We start from the raw sequence: 16817 nt of genomic DNA, 5'->3' as shown, positions 1-16817 counted from the left end.
TAAGGTTTGATCAAACTGTGCATAAAGTGTGATCATAACTGTCACGATCCCAATGCATAACCCGTAATATAACACTATTAGGTTTTCGATCATGATCATCGATCCTCTTGTGTATAAGTGTCGGATCTAACGATAAAATAAATTTAAATTATTTTTAAATAAAGCAAAATTCTAGTTAAATTTGCTCTGCGCAGGATGGATAAAGGGTTTTCGGCAGCTTGGTTTACTCATTTAAGAGATGTAAATGATGGTGATAGAAGATGAAAATAGGCGTTTAAAGGATCGTTAAAGAGATCCAATTAGGCAGGATCCTTTAAAAAAGGATCCTCTTTAAGGCTGATGTTGATAAAACGCGAGCTGAATAAGTTCGCTTATATCACAATTACGATCGTCACTTAACTTGGTTTGGTTGATACCCTGTGGCTCTGTGTGATTCGATTTGAGTCGGTATGATTTCTTTCCTACGGCTAGGGCCTTCAAAACGAACTTTATAGGTGTCGTACTCCTTTATGGACTCAAAACAGTAACTACCCAAGGCCTTTTCAAGTTCAGCGAGGTTGTGATTAGTTATTAAAATACAATTTTTATTATGGGCTAACCGCTGTCGGAGTATGTTGCCTAGCCAGCTTTGAGCATTCTTTTTAAGGGCTGATTCGTTAACACATACTTCATCTAAAATAAGCAAATCTACATCGAGTAACTCTTGGTTTATTTCTCGAAACTTTTCACCTGCTTTATCTGTTGCGCTGTAGTCATAGGAGAAAAAACGCATTTCTAGCAGGGTTGATAACTGCCTATATAAAACAGTTATCTCATACTGATTTATTAATTCGTGGGCGATCGCGCCTGCAGTATGTGACTTACCTCGGCCGTAATCACCATAAAATATCATCATGTGTGATCCACTTTTTCGCCAAGCGGGATCTTCATGAGCTGCGATAAATGAATGAGCAATACTTATCGCTTCTTTCACATCATCACTGTCCTCAATTAAATTATCGAATGTCCATTTGGGATTTAAATCTGAGCGCCCATGTAGTTCTAATATTCGGCTGCGCTTACCTTCTTTTTGTAATTGGCGCACATCACGGTTTGCTAAGGTTTCATGTTCTAATCTCACCGTTTTATAATCGGTATAAGCGTCAGGAATGTGCTTCTTACCAAGTGTTTTACCGAGTTGTTCGATTCTATCTTTCAAACTTTTCATGGCAATATTCCGATGATGATTATGAGTTGGAGGTTGTTTTGATTTTATTACTGTACTTAGCAACTAGGTTTTTGGCGTTATCGTCTGCAACCACACCAGCTTTAGCAGTGACAATTTGACTACCTACTTTATGAATAGCTTTAATATTCTTGGCTAATCGCTTTTGTTTTACGTTAAATACGAATTTTTGGGTCCACTGAAATTGGGTAAATTGTGTTTGTGGTCGTCCTAGCCAATAAGCGACAAAATCGCCGAGTTCGTATGATGAAAATTCATTATCAATAATACCAACAAGCTTAGTGAGATCTTGGTACAGAATAGGGTTTGGCGACCAGTCAGGGCTCATCTTTTGCCACTGTAAATGTAGTTGCGCATAGTCATCTGGTTTAATCATCAACAAAGGCAAAATTAATACTTTTCCATTAAAGCTCTTATTTAAATCAACTTCGTCGATAAAACTAACGAGTTCGACCTGGCTTAGCTCCTTAATAAGGCTATTTACCTGACGACCTAAGGTAAACTTGCTTTCCTTAGCATTAAGCATAGTTAATAGCTGTTTATAATTTAATGCTGATGTTTTACCGGTTGTTAAATCGACAGTAGGTTTTAACCCCAATAAGTATAAAACTCGAGCGTCGTTACTGAGGGCTTGGCTCAGTGCTTTTTGTTCCGCTTCATTTAGCCACTTATTCAAAAGTTACCCTCTACTACTTAGCCAGGTTCCTAACCATTGAACAGCCGCATGTTCAGGTATAGGTTGATTTAGTACATCTATATTAAGTGCTGGGGCGATCATTCTAGCGCCACTTATTTTAAGTTTTTGTTCTATCTGTAAAGCACCGTAGCAGAATGTGTCGTAACTGCTATCCCCAAGACCTACCACCATAAATGAAGTACCTGTTAAATCGGCTTCTTCAATTTGCTTGGCAAATTTATGTATATTGTCAGGTAGGTCTCCGGCCCCATGAGTTGATGTACAAATAATCCAAGTTGCCTTCGGTGTTATGTCGATTAAGTCCGGTGACAAATGAACTTGAGCGGTTAGTTCATGCTCATTCAATTTTTCCTCTAAAGCCTCAGCAACATACTCACTCGCACCTAGCACACTACCTACTATTATTTCGAAATCTACCATGGCGTTGTTTTTCTCACTTTATAATAACTCTATTGTACCTTGCATATATTGGCGCGACTACGCCTTAACTCAAGCGTTAGTTAGATTTCAGTCAATATAAACACAAAGGTAATTAATATAACCATAAGTTAACTAATATTAACTTATGGTTAAGTTTTATTTACTTATGGCTGATTTTGATAAACACATTTTTTAGTTAATGTTAGTAAGACGATTTATCTTGTGCACTGTAGGAGTATAGGTATATAAACGAATCAGTTGGTGTGCGGATAAATTAGCTATTTTCTGTGTTGATGAAATACTGGATAAATTAAAGGCATTCCAAATGTAGAACACCCTTTAGTGACAAAATCTACGATTAGACTTAACACTCTATTTCTATCATTTCCCTATGCAGAAAGATGAGAATATTTTTCCTAGTAAATCATCTGAGCTAAATTCACCGGTTATTTCACTTAGATAGGCTTGAGCAAGTCGCAACTCTTCCGCTAATAATTCACCAGCAAGGTTGTCTTCAAGCTGATACTTTCCAAGTAGAAGATGTTCTTCGGCTCTTTCTATGGCGTCGATGTGACGTCGACGTGCGATGAATTGTCCTTCGTTCGATGAGTGGAATCCCATACACTCTTTCAAGTGCTCTGCGATTGCTTCAATTCCTTGCTTTTGACTAGCTGAAAGCCGAAAAACGTCGTATCCGTTGATGTTTGTCTTACCAATACTTTCACCAGATAGGTCAGCCTTGTTTCGAATAACGGTGAGCCCCATATTATGAGGTAACTTATTCATAAAATCGGGCCATATTTTATGGGGATCGCTTTCACTAGTTTCTGTGCTGTCTAGCATAAATAACACGCGATCTGCTTGCTCTATTTCTTGCCAAGCTCGTTCAATTCCAATCAGCTCTACCTCGTCAGAGCTTTCTCGCAATCCCGCTGTATCGATAATATGTAATGGCATACCATCGATATGAATATGTTCTTTTAACACGTCTCGGGTTGTGCCAGCGATGGCCGTTACTATAGCTGCATCTCGGCCTGCAAGGGCATTCAATAAACTTGATTTTCCAGCGTTAGGTCTGCCTGCTATTACCACGCGCATACCTTCTCTTAATAAACTGCCTTGCTGTGCTTTATTTTTTACCGAAATTAGCTGAGCATTTATAGTCTGTAAATCTCGCTGAACCTTGCCATCGCTTAAAAAATCGATTTCTTCATCGGGGAAATCAATAGCGGCTTCTACGTAGATACGTAGATTAATTAATAACGTGACTAAGTTATTTATTTGGGTTGAAAACTCACCTTGTAAAGAACGCAAAGCACCTCGAGCAGCTTGTTCAGAGCTGGCATCAATAAGATCAGCAATGGCTTCTGCTTGCGCTAAGTCCAGTTTGTCATTTAAATAAGCGCGCTCACTAAATTCCCCTGGACGCGCGAGACGCACGTTAGGCACAAGAAGGGTGGCTTTAATAATCATGTCTAATACGACCTGCCCACCGTGTCCTTGTAGCTCTAAAACGTCTTCTCCGGTGAATGAGTGGGGCGCTTTAAAGAACAGTGCAATTCCTTGGTCAAGTGCTTCACCATCAGCTGAAACAAAGGGTACATACTGGGCAAATCTCACAGGAGGAACATGACCGATAATTTGTTCAGCCACCTTAGCCGCCAAAGAGCCTGAAATTCGTACTATGCCAACTCCACCACGCCCACTAGCTGTTGCTTGAGCAACGATGGTGTCTTGATTTGAATTTTCTTGCTGGAAGGTCACTATTTTGCTCAATCTCTAAAATTGGTAAATTGTAAGGGTTGCTCTACATCGTTCTCTTTTACCAATGCCATTACTTGCTGTAAGTCGTCGCGCTTTTTACCTGTAACCCGAACTTGATCGCCTTGAATTGAAGCTTGAACCTTAATCTTAGCATCCTTAATTAGTTTAATTAATTTCTTGGCCGCAGGTTGTTCTATGCCCTCTTTAAATGCGATAGCTTGTTTGTATATTTTACCAATATGCTGAACATCCTTTTCTTCAAATGCTGCAGTATCAACTCCACGTTTGACGCATGTACCACGTAAAATATCGAGCATTTGTTTGAGTTGAAAGTCGCTGTCTGAAGACATAGTAACGATGCTTTCTTTAAGCTCAAAGCTTGCTTCCACACCACGAAAGTCAAAACGTGTGGCAAGCTCTCTATTCGCGTTATCGACGGCATTTCTTACTTCTTCTAATTTAATTTCTGAAACAATATCAAATGAGGGCATGGTGTTTTCCTATGGATTTAAGGGGACATTGTAATGCCAGGCACAAATATAAAAAAGCCCGCGTCTCATTGTTACAAGATGCGGGCTAATAATGTTTGTCGACTTACTTCGTTTTCAGTCCTCGTTTTTCCATTGAAGCGTAGATAATCTTCGCTTGAACCAGAGTAATGAGGTTACTGATTAACCAGTAAAGTACTAGACCCGCAGGGAATATGAAGAAGAAAAGGCTCATCGCGACAGGCATAAACTGCATTATTTTCTGTTGCATCGGGTCCGTCATCGTCATAGGTTGTAATTTCTGCAGTAAAAACATACTTATACCAGTCAAAATAGGTAGCACAAAATAGGGGTCTTTAACCGATAAATCAGTGATCCAAAAGATAAAGTCTGCATGACGTAATTCAACACTTTCAAGCAGTACCCAATATAAGGCTAAGAAAATTGGCATTTGTAAAAGAAGAGGGAAACAACCACCCATAGGGTTAACTTTGTCTTTTTTGTACATTTCCATCATGGCTTGTTGCATTTTCTGCTTGTCATCACCGTAACGTTCTTTTAATGCATCCATTTTAGGCTTGAGGGCGCGCATCTTCGCCATTGATTCATATTGTGCTTTCGTTAACGGATACATCGCGCCTTTAACGACTATGGTGATAATGATTATCGAGAAACCCCAGTTACCTATTAAGCTGTGAATGAACTGCAAGAAGGCAAAGAGATACTTCGAAATCCACCAAAGAAAGCCGTAATCCACAGTTAAATCTAGTCCGCGAGCTATTTTTTCTAACGTGTCTTGATCTTTAGGGCCAAGATAAAGAGAGCTTTGAATATCAACACTTTGACCAGGCTCTATGTCAACAGATTGACCTGTAAAACCGATAATAGCATTGCCACCTTGTGTCATTTTACTATATATATTATTAGTTTCGTCCTGTGGTGGTACCCAGGCAGAAACAAAATAGTGCTCAATCATTGCTGCCCAACCAGCCGGTGTTGATTGATTCAGATTTTTGTCTTGCATGTCATCAAACGAATATTTTTCGTAACGCTCATCTTCAGTAGAGAATGCACCACCGCGATAAGTCGGCATAAACATGCTGCCACCTATGTCTTGTGTACTTTGTTTTAATTGGCCAAATTGTTTAACGCTTTTAACGTCTGAAGAGGTGTTTTCTACATGATAATTCACTTTTACATCATGACTATTTTTATTAAAAATGAACTCTTTTGTGACAACTAAACCTGATTTAGCCGTATAGGTCAGTGGTACAGTGAGTGTGTCACCTTGCATTACAAAACTATCTTGGTTGACGGAATAAGTAGGTCTGGTACCTTTGTCTATGCCATTTGGGCCGACAAGGCCACTTTGAGCGACAAAAATAGAGGGGCCATTTGGGCGAAGCAAGCTATATGTGCCTTCAGATCCTTGCTCAAGCGGATATTTAAGCAAATTAGCTGAAATAACATCGCCGCCAACAGTATTAATGCTTAGTTGTAACGTATCAGTCGTCACTGAGATGACTTTACCTACTACACTTTGGGTTGGTAACGCATTTTGGCTTGTTGGCGTAGCAATGGGAAAATCACTATTGCTGGTTGGAGCATCACTACCCACTGTTTGTTGACTTTCTAATGGCTGCACTGGTTGAGGGCCGTAATCCACTTGCCACTGTTGCCATAAAAGAAAGCTGACCATGGCAAGGCCAATTAATAAAAAGCTGCGTTGGGATTCCATAAAATACTCTATATTAACTACATTATTAATTTAAGCCGTATTGCCTAGGCGACGACCTTCATTCGTTTCTATGATTTTGACCCTATTGGTTATATGGCCAAATTCAAACATTTCAGTGCTTGTTGCACTTCCTCTTTTCAGGCACAAGATCGACTCCACCAGAATGTAATGGATGGCATTTTAATATGCGTTTTATGCTTAACCAACCACCCATTAGGATCCCGTGTGTTTTTAACGCTTCAATTGCATAGTAAGAACAGGTCGGATGAAAACGACAATTTTGACCGAGCAATGGTGAAAGCCATAGCTGGTAGAGTCTAATCAAACCTATTGGGATTTTTCGCAGCGCTTGGCTAACTTTTTCCATAACTTACTTAAAACTAGGAATAGTTCCTGATTTGAGAGCTTATCGAGCCCACTTTTACCGACCACTACTATATCAATGTTAGGTAAGCTTTGCTGATGATTGCGAAAACTTTCACGAACAATCCGTTTAATACGATTTCGGTCGTGTGCTTTCTTTACTCGCTTTTTAGCTACAGTAATACCTAGTCTTGGATTTAGACCTTCGTTATATCGAGCAAGTAATGTTAGATTTGGAGATACGGCAGGAGTGGCGTTTTTAAAAACAAATTCAAAGTGGGTGGGAGTTAATAGTCTTAACTCCCGAGAAAAATGATTTTCACCCACTTTCAATTATTAAGCTGTTAAACGAGCACGGCCTTTAGCACGACGACTGGCAATAACCTTGCGGCCATTTTTAGTCGCCATACGGGCACGAAAACCGTGTGAACGCTTACGCTTTAAATTACTTGGTTGAAAAGTTCTTTTCATGACCTAGTTCCGCTACATAAGGTTAAAAACAAATGAGCATTTACATGCTCAAAAAGGACGCTGAATTCTAGAGATCTGCCAGACGTTTGTCAAACGGTTATCTAGATCATTGTGTAATTAATGATCATGTAACAAAATTGTACTTCTTTGGGTAACTTGTAGTACTGCAGTATATTTATCCACAAATGTATAAATATTAATGGATAAAAAAGCTGATTGTGGTCTGATTATTGAATGTATAGCAATCTGTTATTAGAAGCGTGATTATTATATTAAATAAAAATATACTTTATTTACAGTTACTTAAACATATTGCTCGGTTTCATTGAGTGAAGTTATAATCCGATATTTACTTATGCACAGTTTAAAGAGATAATTAGGGTGTATTCAGTGCTGAGTGTTGAATATTTAGTCGTCTAAGCCCTTTTTTTGTTAATCTTCTTTTTCCGTCTTCTTAAATCGGTCTTGTTATTTTCCCTATATTTTGTTGTTTCGGAGTAGTTTTTTAATGTCTTTATGGAATCGTTGCCTTGAAAGGCTTCAGCAAGATTTACCGACTCAGCAATTTAGTATGTGGATAAGACCCTTAATCGCTAATGAGGAAACGGCTTCTATTACCCTTTTTGCGCCAAATCGGTTTGTATTAGATTGGGTACGTGATAAATATATCGCACAAATTGAAGCCTTATTTGCAGAGTTTTGCGCCACCGATTCGGTACCTCAGTTGAGAATAGAGGTTAGACCATCTACGACCGTTCAACAAAGTCACTCTTTCAGTTCACCAGCAAGTACAAATTCTTCGGCTGTAGAGAACAGTATAAAATCTTTGCAAAGGCACCAGGCTGCGCGTAGTAATGTTCAATCAGATACAGTAAGTCCTCCAAACGTTAAAATTGCTGCTTCGCATAAAAGCAATATTAACTTTAATTATAAATTTGATAATTTTGTAGAGGGTAAATCTAACCAATTAGCGCGGGCTGCTTCGCGACAAGTAGCTGATAACCCAGGAAAAGCTTATAATCCATTATTTATTTATGGTGGTACAGGGTTAGGTAAAACTCACCTCTTGCATGCGGTGGGTAACGGAATAATAGACAATAAAAAAGATGCTACAGTGGTTTATATGCATTCTGAGCGGTTTGTTCAAGATATGGTAAAAGCCCTGCAGAATAACGCTATTGAAGAGTTTAAACGCTATTATCGCTCTGTTGATGCTTTACTTATTGATGATATTCAGTTTTTTGCTAACAAAGAACGTTCCCAAGAAGAATTCTTCCATACCTTCAATGCATTATTAGAAGGTAATCAACAAATCATTCTTACTTCAGATCGCTACCCCAAAGAAATTGATGGGGTAGAAGACCGTTTGAAATCTCGCTTTGGCTGGGGCCTAACCATTGCAATTGAACCACCAGAGTTAGAAACGAGGGTGGCTATTTTAATGCGCAAAGCATTAGAGAATAAGATTGTATTGCCTGACGAAGTGGCTTTTTTCATTGCTAAACGACTTCGCTCAAATGTACGTGAATTGGAGGGGGCACTTAACCGTGTTATCGCCAATGCTAATTTTACCGGTAGGCCTATTACAATAGATTTTGTACGTGAAGCGTTACGGGACTTATTGGCATTACAGGAAAAGCTAGTCACTATAGACAATATTCAGAAAACGGTAGCAGAGTATTACAAAATTAAAATGGCAGATATCCTATCTAAGCGCAGAAGTCGTAGTGTTGCTCGTCCTAGGCAGATGGCTATGGCGTTGTCAAAAGAACTGACGAATCACAGCTTGCCGGAAATAGGAGATGCTTTTGGTGGGCGAGATCATACGACAGTGTTGCATGCGTGTCGGAAAATTGTGCAGCTTAGAGAAGAGAGTCATGATATAAAAGAAGACTATCAAAATTTAATTCGCACCTTATCTTCATAAAAAAGTTACGAGAATTTAGATGAAATTCAGCATAAGCAGGGAAAACTTTTTACAGCCGCTACAGTTAGTTTCTGGCGCTGTTGAGCGCAGACATACCTTACCCATTCTTTCCAATGTATTGATCAAAGTCAGTGAAAATGCATTGTGGTTGACAGGTACCGATTTAGAAGTCGAATTAATTTCTAACGTTACCCTTACCGGTGATTTTGAGGAAGGCGAGATTACAGTGCCTGCCAAGAAGCTGTTAGATATTATTCGTGGATTGACTGAAGGTAGTGAAATTAGCTTTCAGCTTGATGGTAATAAAGCGATTTTACGCTGTGGACGCAGTAAATATAGTCTATCAACTTTATCGGCAACCGATTACCCTAATCTAGAAGATTGGCAGGGGGAACTTGAATTCGAGATTTCCCAATCGAATTTAAAACGATTAATCGACAGCGTTCACTTTTCGATGGCACAACAGGACGTTCGATATTATTTAAATGGTATGTCCTTAGAAACTGAGGATAATGTTATACGCACGGTGGCTACAGATGGACACAGGCTTGCTTTGTGTCGCTTAAATTACACTGAAGCCACACTGCCTAATCGACAGGTTATTATCCCTCGTAAAGGCGTCATGGAGATTATCAGGCTTATAGAAGATAGCGATAAGTCATTGAAAGTTCAGGTTGGCTCTAATCACATTCGCATATTTTCTAATGATTTTATTTTTACCAGTAAGTTAGTCGATGGGCGTTTCCCTGATTACCGTAGGGTTTTACCCAAGGACGGAGACAAAAATATCGTCGCGAGTAAGCTGGCCCTAAAGAACGCTTTTTCTCGAGCTTCGATCCTTTCCAATGAAAAATTTAAAGGTGTCCGTCTAAATCTATCATCTGGTGAATTGAAAATTACCGCCAATAATCCTGAACAAGAAGAAGCGGTAGAGATTGTTGATGTGAATTACCAAGGAGCTGATTTAGAAATAGGTTTCAATGTAGCTTACTTGATCGATGTACTTAATGCGGTAAACGCAGATGAGGTTAAGTTCACCTTAGCTGATTCTAACAGTAGCGCATTAATTGAAGATGGAGCCGATGACTCTGCTTTATACGTTATTATGCCAATGAGGCTATAGTACATTCCTTGTTGATACTAATATGAAGCTTGATGTTGTGCAGATAAGCAACTTGCGAAATCTGCAAGATGTAGTACTCAAACCAAGTCATAGCGTTAATTTTATTCTTGGAAAAAATGGTAGCGGAAAGTCTTCTATTTTGGAGGCTATTCATTACCTAGGCTTTGGTCGTTCTTTTAGAACAGCAAAGCACAAGCATGTTATACAAAATCAAGCTCATTCATTTACTGTTTACTGTGAATGTTCAGAACAAGATACAAGGCAACGCTTAGGGTTATCTCGTGATGTTAATGATGGCGTCAACGTAAGTATCAATGGTTTTAAAAGTAATAAAATTTCAGAATTAGTCAGCAAACTTCCCGTTCAAATTTTTACTCCTCAAAGCTCAGATATTCTTTTAGGCGCACCTAAACTTAGAAGAAAGTATTTGGACTGGTGTTTGTTCCACGTGGAACATTCATTTTTAATTTGTTCTAACAGCTATTCCAAGCTTCTTAAACACAACAACGCACTATGCCGAAAGCACCAAATGGGCTATGCAAATCCACAACGCGTTTATTGGACTGAATTACTGGCAAAGTATGCTAATGAGCTAACTAATTTTAGAAATCAGATAATGTCTAGCTTAATACCTCTAATTAACTCAAATCTAACGCATTTTTTACCTGAGTTTTGTGTCGAAATCTCGTATTATAGGGGGTGGGAAAAAGGTCTGAATATTAGCGAGGCGCTAGATAAATCAGCAGACAGAGATTATAGAAATGGTTTCATAAGTGTTGGCCCCCATAAGGCCGATGTTAGATTTAGAATCGATGGCAAACCCGCTCATGAGGTTTTGTCTCGAGGACAACTAAGAATGCTCGTAGCAGCGCTACAACTGGCTACTACTCAGTGTTTAATGTCCTACACCGAAAAGACCTGTATTTTCTTACTAGATGATGTTGGGGCTGAATTAGACGCAGCAAAACGAGAAGTCTTTATTGATAAACTGCTCGAATCAAACACTCAACTTTTCGTCACTGCGATAGAAGAGCATCAGCTAGAATTTATAGATAAATACCAAAATAAAAAATTGTTTCACGTGGAACATGGCCAGGTGAGAGAGGAGATTTAATCAAATGGCAGAAGAGAATAACTACGATTCGTCGAGTATTAAAGTATTAAAAGGGTTAGATGCGGTACGTAAACGCCCAGGTATGTATATAGGTGATACTGACGACGGTACCGGTCTACACCACATGGTTTTTGAGGTTGTAGATAATTCAATCGATGAAGCATTAGCTGGTCACTGTACTAACATAAACGTAAAAATTCATACTGACGGATCTGTTTCTGTTAAAGACGACGGTCGTGGAATTCCGACAGAAATACATGAAGAAGAAGGTATTTCCGCAACAGAAGTTATTATGACAGTATTGCATGCCGGTGGTAAATTCGATGATAACTCTTATAAAGTATCAGGCGGCTTGCACGGTGTGGGTGTTTCGGTTGTAAATGCGTTATCGCGTAAATTACAGATAATGATTCGTCGGCAAGGTAAAGTATACGAACAAGAGTATCGTCACGGAGTGCCACAACAACCCTTAGAGGCCATCGGTGAAACTGATTCAACTGGAACGACTATTCGCTTCTGGCCAAGTGAAGGGACTTTTAATGGAATAGAATATCACTATGATATTTTGGCAAAGCGCCTGCGTGAATTGTCTTTTCTTAACTCAGGTGTAAGTATTACCCTTGAAGATGAACGTGATGGCAAAAAAGATCACTTCATGTATGAGGGCGGAATTAAAGCATTCGTTGAATACTTAAATCAAAACAAAACACCAGTCCACCAGCAAGTGTTTCACTTTAACAGCGAACGTGAAGATGGAATTTCTGTAGAGGTCGCTTTACAGTGGAATGACTCCTTCCAAGAGAATGTTTACTGCTTTACTAATAATATTCCACAGCGGGACGGCGGAAGTCACTTAGCGGGATTTCGAGGCGCTTTGACTCGTACCCTAAATACTTTTATGGAAAAAGAAGGTCATAATAAGAAAAATAAGACCAACGCTAGCGGTGATGATGCTCGAGAAGGGTTGACGGCTGTTGTGTCAGTTAAAGTACCTGACCCCAAATTTTCGTCGCAAACAAAAGATAAGTTGGTTTCTTCAGAAGTGCGTCCTGCTGTCGAAACAGTCATGGGCGAGAAGCTGAATGAATTTTTATTAGAAAATCCAGCCGCCAGTAAGATTATCATAGGCAAAATTATAGATGCGGCTCGAGCGCGAGAAGCTGCACGTAAAGCACGTGATATGACAAGACGTAAAGGTGCGCTTGACCTTGCTGGATTACCGGGGAAGTTAGCAGATTGCCAAGAAAAAGATCCTTCTCGTTCAGAGTTATATATAGTGGAAGGGGACTCTGCTGGCGGTTCAGCCAAGCAAGGAAGAAACAGAAAAAACCAAGCTATACTGCCATTGAAAGGTAAGATACTTAACGTCGAAAAAGCTCGCTTTGATAAAATGTTATCTTCGCAAGAAGTTGCAACGCTAATAACCGCTTTAGGTTGCGGTATCGGTCGCGATGAATATAACCCGGAAAAACTGCGTTACCACCGTATCATTATAATGACGGATGCAGACGTAGATGGGTCACATATTCGTACTTTGTTACTGACTTTTTTCTATCGTCAAATGCCCGAAATAATCGAGCGTGGATATATCTATATCGCTCAACCACCTTTATATAAAACTAAAAAAGGTAAGCAAGAGCAATACTTGAAAGATGATGATTCACTAACAAAGTATTTAACGACTATTGCTTTAGATAACGCATCTATACACGTTAACGAAGAAGCACCTGGTCTTAGTGGTATAGGTCTAGAAAAACTAGTTAATCAATACCAAAACGCCATGAAGATGATCAAACGAATGAGTCGTCTTATGCCCGAAGTTATTTTAAGTAGTTTAATCTACAGTAAGGTTATTACCCTTACTGATCTACAAGATAAAGATAAGCTGGAAGTTATTGCTAATAGCTATAGCGAAAGCCTGACTCGAAATGAAGTAGATGGTGCAACGTATCGTTATGATATAAGAGAAAATAGTGAGCGCAACAACTGGTATATCGCGCTGATAATTCGTTTGCATGGTATTGATACCGAATACAAAATCGATCAAGAGTTTATCGAGTCTATCGAATACACTCGTTTACGTGAATTAAACGAATCTATCAATGGATTAATCGAGGAGGGTGGTTACGTTAAGCGTAATGATAAAGTTAAAGTTATCACTTCTTTTGCTGAAGGCTTAGACTGGCTAATGGCCGAATCTAAAAAAGGTCAATATATACAGCGTTATAAAGGTTTAGGTGAAATGAACCCAAGTCAACTTTGGGAAACCACTATGGACCCTGGCTCGCGCCGCATGCTTCAGGTTAAGATTGAAGACGCCGTTAAAGCTGACCAATTGTTCACTACATTAATGGGCGACCATGTAGAGCCAAGACGGGCATTTATTGAAGAAAATGCCTTAAGAGTGGCGAACTTAGATGTATAGCGTTTTTGCTTTTATAGAATAAGTAAGTAACATGATGATTAGCCCGCTCGAGATGCGGGCTTTTTTTTGGTTGTTTTTTGGTAAAAACGAATAATATTATTGTGGATTGGACCTACGACATAACAGGGTCAACCTGGAGCAGTATTTAACCTATGAAATTATGCTTATAATAAATTAAGTTTTATCTGAATATATTAGAGTAAATTAATGAAAACGATCGGAATGTTAGGTGGAATGAGTTGGGAATCTACTGCCCATTACTATCAGCTGCTAAATAAAGGAATTAACGAAGCTTTAGGAGGGCTCCATAGCGCTAGAATCTTACTTAATAGTGTAAACTTCCAAGACATAGAAACACTACAAAGAACGGGGAATTGGAGCGATACAGCGCTTATATTAGGTCAAGCAGCGACTACAATAGAGAAAGGAGGAGCGGACTTTATAATCATATGTACTAACACTATGCATAAGGTAGCAGATGAAATTAGTCAATTTACCTCATTACCCATTTTACATATAGCAGATACAACGGCAGAAACATTGCGTTCGGCAAATATCAAGCGAGTTGGGTTATTAGGCACTGCATTCACGATGGAACAAGCATTTTACAAAACACGTATCCGTGAAAAATTTGGGATTGAAGTGACAATTCCTTGTGAAGAGGACAGGGCGTTTGTGCATAAAGTTATATATCAGGAATTGTGTAAAGGCATCATCTCAAATGAATCTAAACTACGTTTTTTAGATATTATCAATGAATTGTATTCACAAGGCTGCCAAGGTGTCATTTTAGGATGTACTGAAATTTCTTTGCTCGTTCAACAGGATGATACAAATGTGACACTTTTTGACACGACTGCTATCCACGCTAAAGCTGCAGTGTCACTAGCATTATCTTGCTAATTGAAATTTACTACTACTAGCAGAAATTATATCCAATCAGGGTCAAAAATTTCAAAATGACCACGACCATTCTGTTTTACACGGTACATCGTTTTATCAGCACATGCGATTAAGTCTTTGGTATTATCGGCATGAGTAGGGGCAATAACAACACCAATACTTCCACCTATCGTGCAGCTGACATCATCAGATAAGTCGATAGGATAGCGTAAACTATCAAGTGTGGATTGCGCTAAAGCGCGAATTTCGTCTATATTTACCTCATTGACTACGTATGCGGCTACAAACTCATCTCCGCCCCAGCGACTACAGAATTCATTCTTGCCATCGAATACAGTTTGTAAACGTTTACCCACTTCGATGAGAACTCGGTCACCGGCATCGTGTCCATGATTATCATTGACGGGTTTGAAATTATCGAGATCAATCATAAACACGACCAAGCTTAAATCCAAAAAGCTAACTGTTTGTAGCAAATTTTCTATTTCTGCTTCTCCGGCGCGTCTATTTTTTAGATGAGTCAATGCATCATGGTCTGCTTCGAAACGGGTTTTATGCTCTTTTTCAGCGCGTTCAGTCACATCATACATAATGACTTCAATAAGTGGCCCTTGGGCACCAGTATCTGACTGTCTCACTTCAGAACGTTGCGTAGTTACCCGAGAGAATAAGCAGTGAACCCATTTCTTATTCTCACCCAAAAGAGATTTACACTTAAGGTCGATAGATAAGTGGTTAACGGATTCCTCATTACGTATTCTGATAAGCAAACTTGAGAGCTGATCGACATGTTCAAACAACTGGATAAACGTCGTATCATCAGACGAATTTGGTAATATATTATTAAAAGCTGGATTTGATGCACTAATCATATTATCAGCATCTATTAAACAGATACCTGCACTAGCTTGCTCAAAGATTAGGCGAAATTTACTCTCTAGCGCTTGGGTTTGAATACGCAAATCAGTCTCATTTTCTAATGTGCTTTTGAGTTCTCCCATTAGATCATTGATACCCTGCACCATCTGGCCAATTTCGTCATTTTCGTTATGAATTAATGTACGCATTGTTTCAGTATTACGCGGGTCAATCTTCAAGAAACTAGCAGTCAACTTTTGTAATGGTTGGGTAAGTAGTTTGTGCACAAAAACTGACACAAAAAGTGCAACAATTGCAGAGTAAAGGAGTAATAGTAGTGCGTCGTTGACCGCGTTTTGCTTTGCGATACTTTGAATATAATTACGATTAGGGTATATCAGAAGCTCACCAATCGTTTGATTGGGAATGAAAGGGTGCTGAATTTCAGTCTTTATAAGACCTTTGTTACCACTAGTAACGCCAAAAGTAACATCTAAACTTACAGAGTCAGAAAGTTTTGCGCCGGCAATAAGATCATTAATAACCAAACCTTGCACAATTTCCTGGCCTAACTCTTTATCCTGTACATACAAAGCAATAGAAGCAGTGCTGCGTATTGTGGCACCAATTTGCTCAATTAATGCTTGGGCTTTACTCTGTTCACTGCTGACCGCGTTGATATACAATAATACCGACGTAACAAGTGATGTGCCAATAGCACCAATCGCAATTGCTAACGCAACTTTGATATAAATTTTGCCACTAATACTTTTCAAAATAGAAGTTCACCTATCAGTACATGTATTTAAGTTATTGATATATATAAAAATAAATCAAATAATGAATAATGAGTATCAAATCATAATCTATTTACGGTTACTGCTGGTTTGTCGATATTGGAGAAGTTAATGGCAAATTCGTATAAGCCAGTTTCTTTAGGGACAAACCTGAAATTTTCATCAGTAGTATTACAATCAGCATAGACTGTTTTACCTAATGTTACGCTCTGATCCCTATACTGACTCTTGTAACCGCAACTTGAACCAGGTGTCCAATTCTTATCTGCGAATTTAAAGTCATAGGGTTGCCCATCAGCAATCAACTCAATGGTGGTAGCATAAGTGCTACCACCTTTAAGTGTAAGCTGATACTGAGGATCGGCTTCCCACCAAGTAAACACACCCCGTAAGTACATATCAGGAAGTTGCTGAATATCTTTATAGGGCTCAACTGTATAGCTAGCACAGCCACTAATAAGGCAAACTGCAAAGGCGGAGTATAGATGTTTGAACTTGGACATA

At 39.0% G+C, this 16817-nt stretch carries 16 protein-coding genes; 5 read left to right on the top strand and 11 right to left on the bottom strand.

Translation table 11 applies throughout. From position 1 onward, the window contains the following. Positions 1-391 precede the first annotated feature (391 nt). The 9 genes from GQS54_RS02660 to rpmH form a co-directional block, all read right to left on the bottom strand. Entirely contained in the window at positions 392-1207 is an 816-nt protein-coding gene (locus tag GQS54_RS02660; protein WP_166422471.1) for an ATP-binding protein, read from the bottom strand. Between the two features lie 19 nt (positions 1208-1226). Then, positions 1227-1901, bottom strand: coding sequence for a DnaT-like ssDNA-binding domain-containing protein (locus GQS54_RS02655; RefSeq protein WP_166422470.1), 675 nt, complete (start codon positions 1899-1901; stop codon positions 1227-1229). Positions 1902-1904: 3 nt separating this feature from the next. Further along, on the bottom strand, positions 1905-2342 hold the full coding sequence (gene mioC / locus GQS54_RS02650) for an FMN-binding protein MioC (RefSeq protein WP_166422469.1): 438 nt from the start codon (positions 2340-2342) through the stop codon (positions 1905-1907). Between the two features lie 381 nt (positions 2343-2723). Next, positions 2724-4106 carry a tRNA uridine-5-carboxymethylaminomethyl(34) synthesis GTPase MnmE gene (gene mnmE, locus GQS54_RS02645; RefSeq protein WP_166422468.1) on the bottom strand — a complete coding sequence of 461 codons (1383 nt, stop codon included), beginning with the start codon at positions 4104-4106 and terminating at the stop codon, positions 2724-2726. 8 nt (positions 4107-4114) lie between these two features. Next, the gene (locus GQS54_RS02640) at positions 4115-4597 is read right to left on the bottom strand and encodes a YajQ family cyclic di-GMP-binding protein (RefSeq protein WP_158772071.1); all 483 of its coding nucleotides are present in this window, start codon (positions 4595-4597) and stop codon (positions 4115-4117) included. A gap of 103 nt (positions 4598-4700) precedes the next feature. Beyond that, entirely contained in the window at positions 4701-6332 is a 1632-nt protein-coding gene (yidC, locus tag GQS54_RS02635; protein ID WP_166422467.1) for a membrane protein insertase YidC, read from the bottom strand. Positions 6333-6444: 112 nt separating this feature from the next. Then, entirely contained in the window at positions 6445-6699 is a 255-nt protein-coding gene (gene yidD / locus GQS54_RS02630) for a membrane protein insertion efficiency factor YidD (RefSeq protein WP_166422466.1), read from the bottom strand. Next, positions 6660-7022, bottom strand: a complete 363-nt coding sequence (gene rnpA / locus GQS54_RS02625; protein WP_166422794.1) for a ribonuclease P protein component — start codon at positions 7020-7022, stop codon at positions 6660-6662. Before rnpA ends, yidD begins: the two co-directional genes overlap by 40 nt. Before the next feature lie 9 nt (positions 7023-7031). Beyond that, the gene (gene rpmH / locus GQS54_RS02620) at positions 7032-7166 is read right to left on the bottom strand and encodes a 50S ribosomal protein L34 (RefSeq protein ID WP_158772074.1); all 135 of its coding nucleotides are present in this window, start codon (positions 7164-7166) and stop codon (positions 7032-7034) included. Positions 7167-7674: 508 nt separating this feature from the next. On the opposite strand from rpmH, the gene dnaA reads away from it, so the two are divergent. The 5 genes from dnaA to GQS54_RS02595 all read left to right on the top strand — a co-directional run bounded on the left by dnaA (position 7675) and on the right by GQS54_RS02595 (position 14658). Beyond that, on the top strand, positions 7675-9093 hold the full coding sequence (gene dnaA, locus GQS54_RS02615; protein WP_166422465.1) for a chromosomal replication initiator protein DnaA: 1419 nt from the start codon (positions 7675-7677) through the stop codon (positions 9091-9093). A gap of 19 nt (positions 9094-9112) precedes the next feature. After that, positions 9113-10216 carry a DNA polymerase III subunit beta gene (dnaN, locus tag GQS54_RS02610; protein WP_166422464.1) on the top strand — a complete coding sequence of 368 codons (1104 nt, stop codon included), beginning with the start codon at positions 9113-9115 and terminating at the stop codon, positions 10214-10216. Positions 10217-10238: 22 nt separating this feature from the next. Further along, positions 10239-11330: a DNA replication/repair protein RecF gene (recF, locus tag GQS54_RS02605; protein ID WP_166422463.1), complete on the top strand. Its 1092-nt coding sequence runs from the start codon at positions 10239-10241 to the stop codon at positions 11328-11330. A 4-nt stretch (positions 11331-11334) separates the two neighbouring features. Continuing rightward, positions 11335-13755, top strand: a complete 2421-nt coding sequence (gyrB, locus tag GQS54_RS02600; RefSeq protein WP_166422462.1) for a DNA topoisomerase (ATP-hydrolyzing) subunit B — start codon at positions 11335-11337, stop codon at positions 13753-13755. Positions 13756-13962: 207 nt separating this feature from the next. Beyond that, complete coding sequence (locus tag GQS54_RS02595) at positions 13963-14658, top strand: aspartate/glutamate racemase family protein (RefSeq protein WP_166422461.1); 696 nt, start codon at positions 13963-13965, stop codon at positions 14656-14658. A 26-nt stretch (positions 14659-14684) separates the two neighbouring features. Here the strand turns inward: GQS54_RS02595 and GQS54_RS02590 are convergent, their stop codons facing one another. Next, positions 14685-16292 carry a sensor domain-containing diguanylate cyclase gene (locus GQS54_RS02590; protein ID WP_166422460.1) on the bottom strand — a complete coding sequence of 536 codons (1608 nt, stop codon included), beginning with the start codon at positions 16290-16292 and terminating at the stop codon, positions 14685-14687. An 83-nt stretch (positions 16293-16375) separates the two neighbouring features. Continuing rightward, positions 16376-16816 (bottom strand): hypothetical protein, encoded by a 441-nt coding sequence (locus GQS54_RS02585; protein WP_166422459.1) that lies wholly within the window; start codon positions 16814-16816, stop codon positions 16376-16378. Between the last annotated feature and the right edge of the window lies 1 nt (position 16817).

Source organism: Paraglaciecola sp. 20A4 (assembly GCF_011378905.1).
GTDB lineage: Bacteria > Pseudomonadota > Gammaproteobacteria > Enterobacterales > Alteromonadaceae > Paraglaciecola.
The sequence above is the reverse complement of the archived record's forward strand: the minus strand, read 5'-3'. Positions and strand labels throughout refer to the sequence as shown.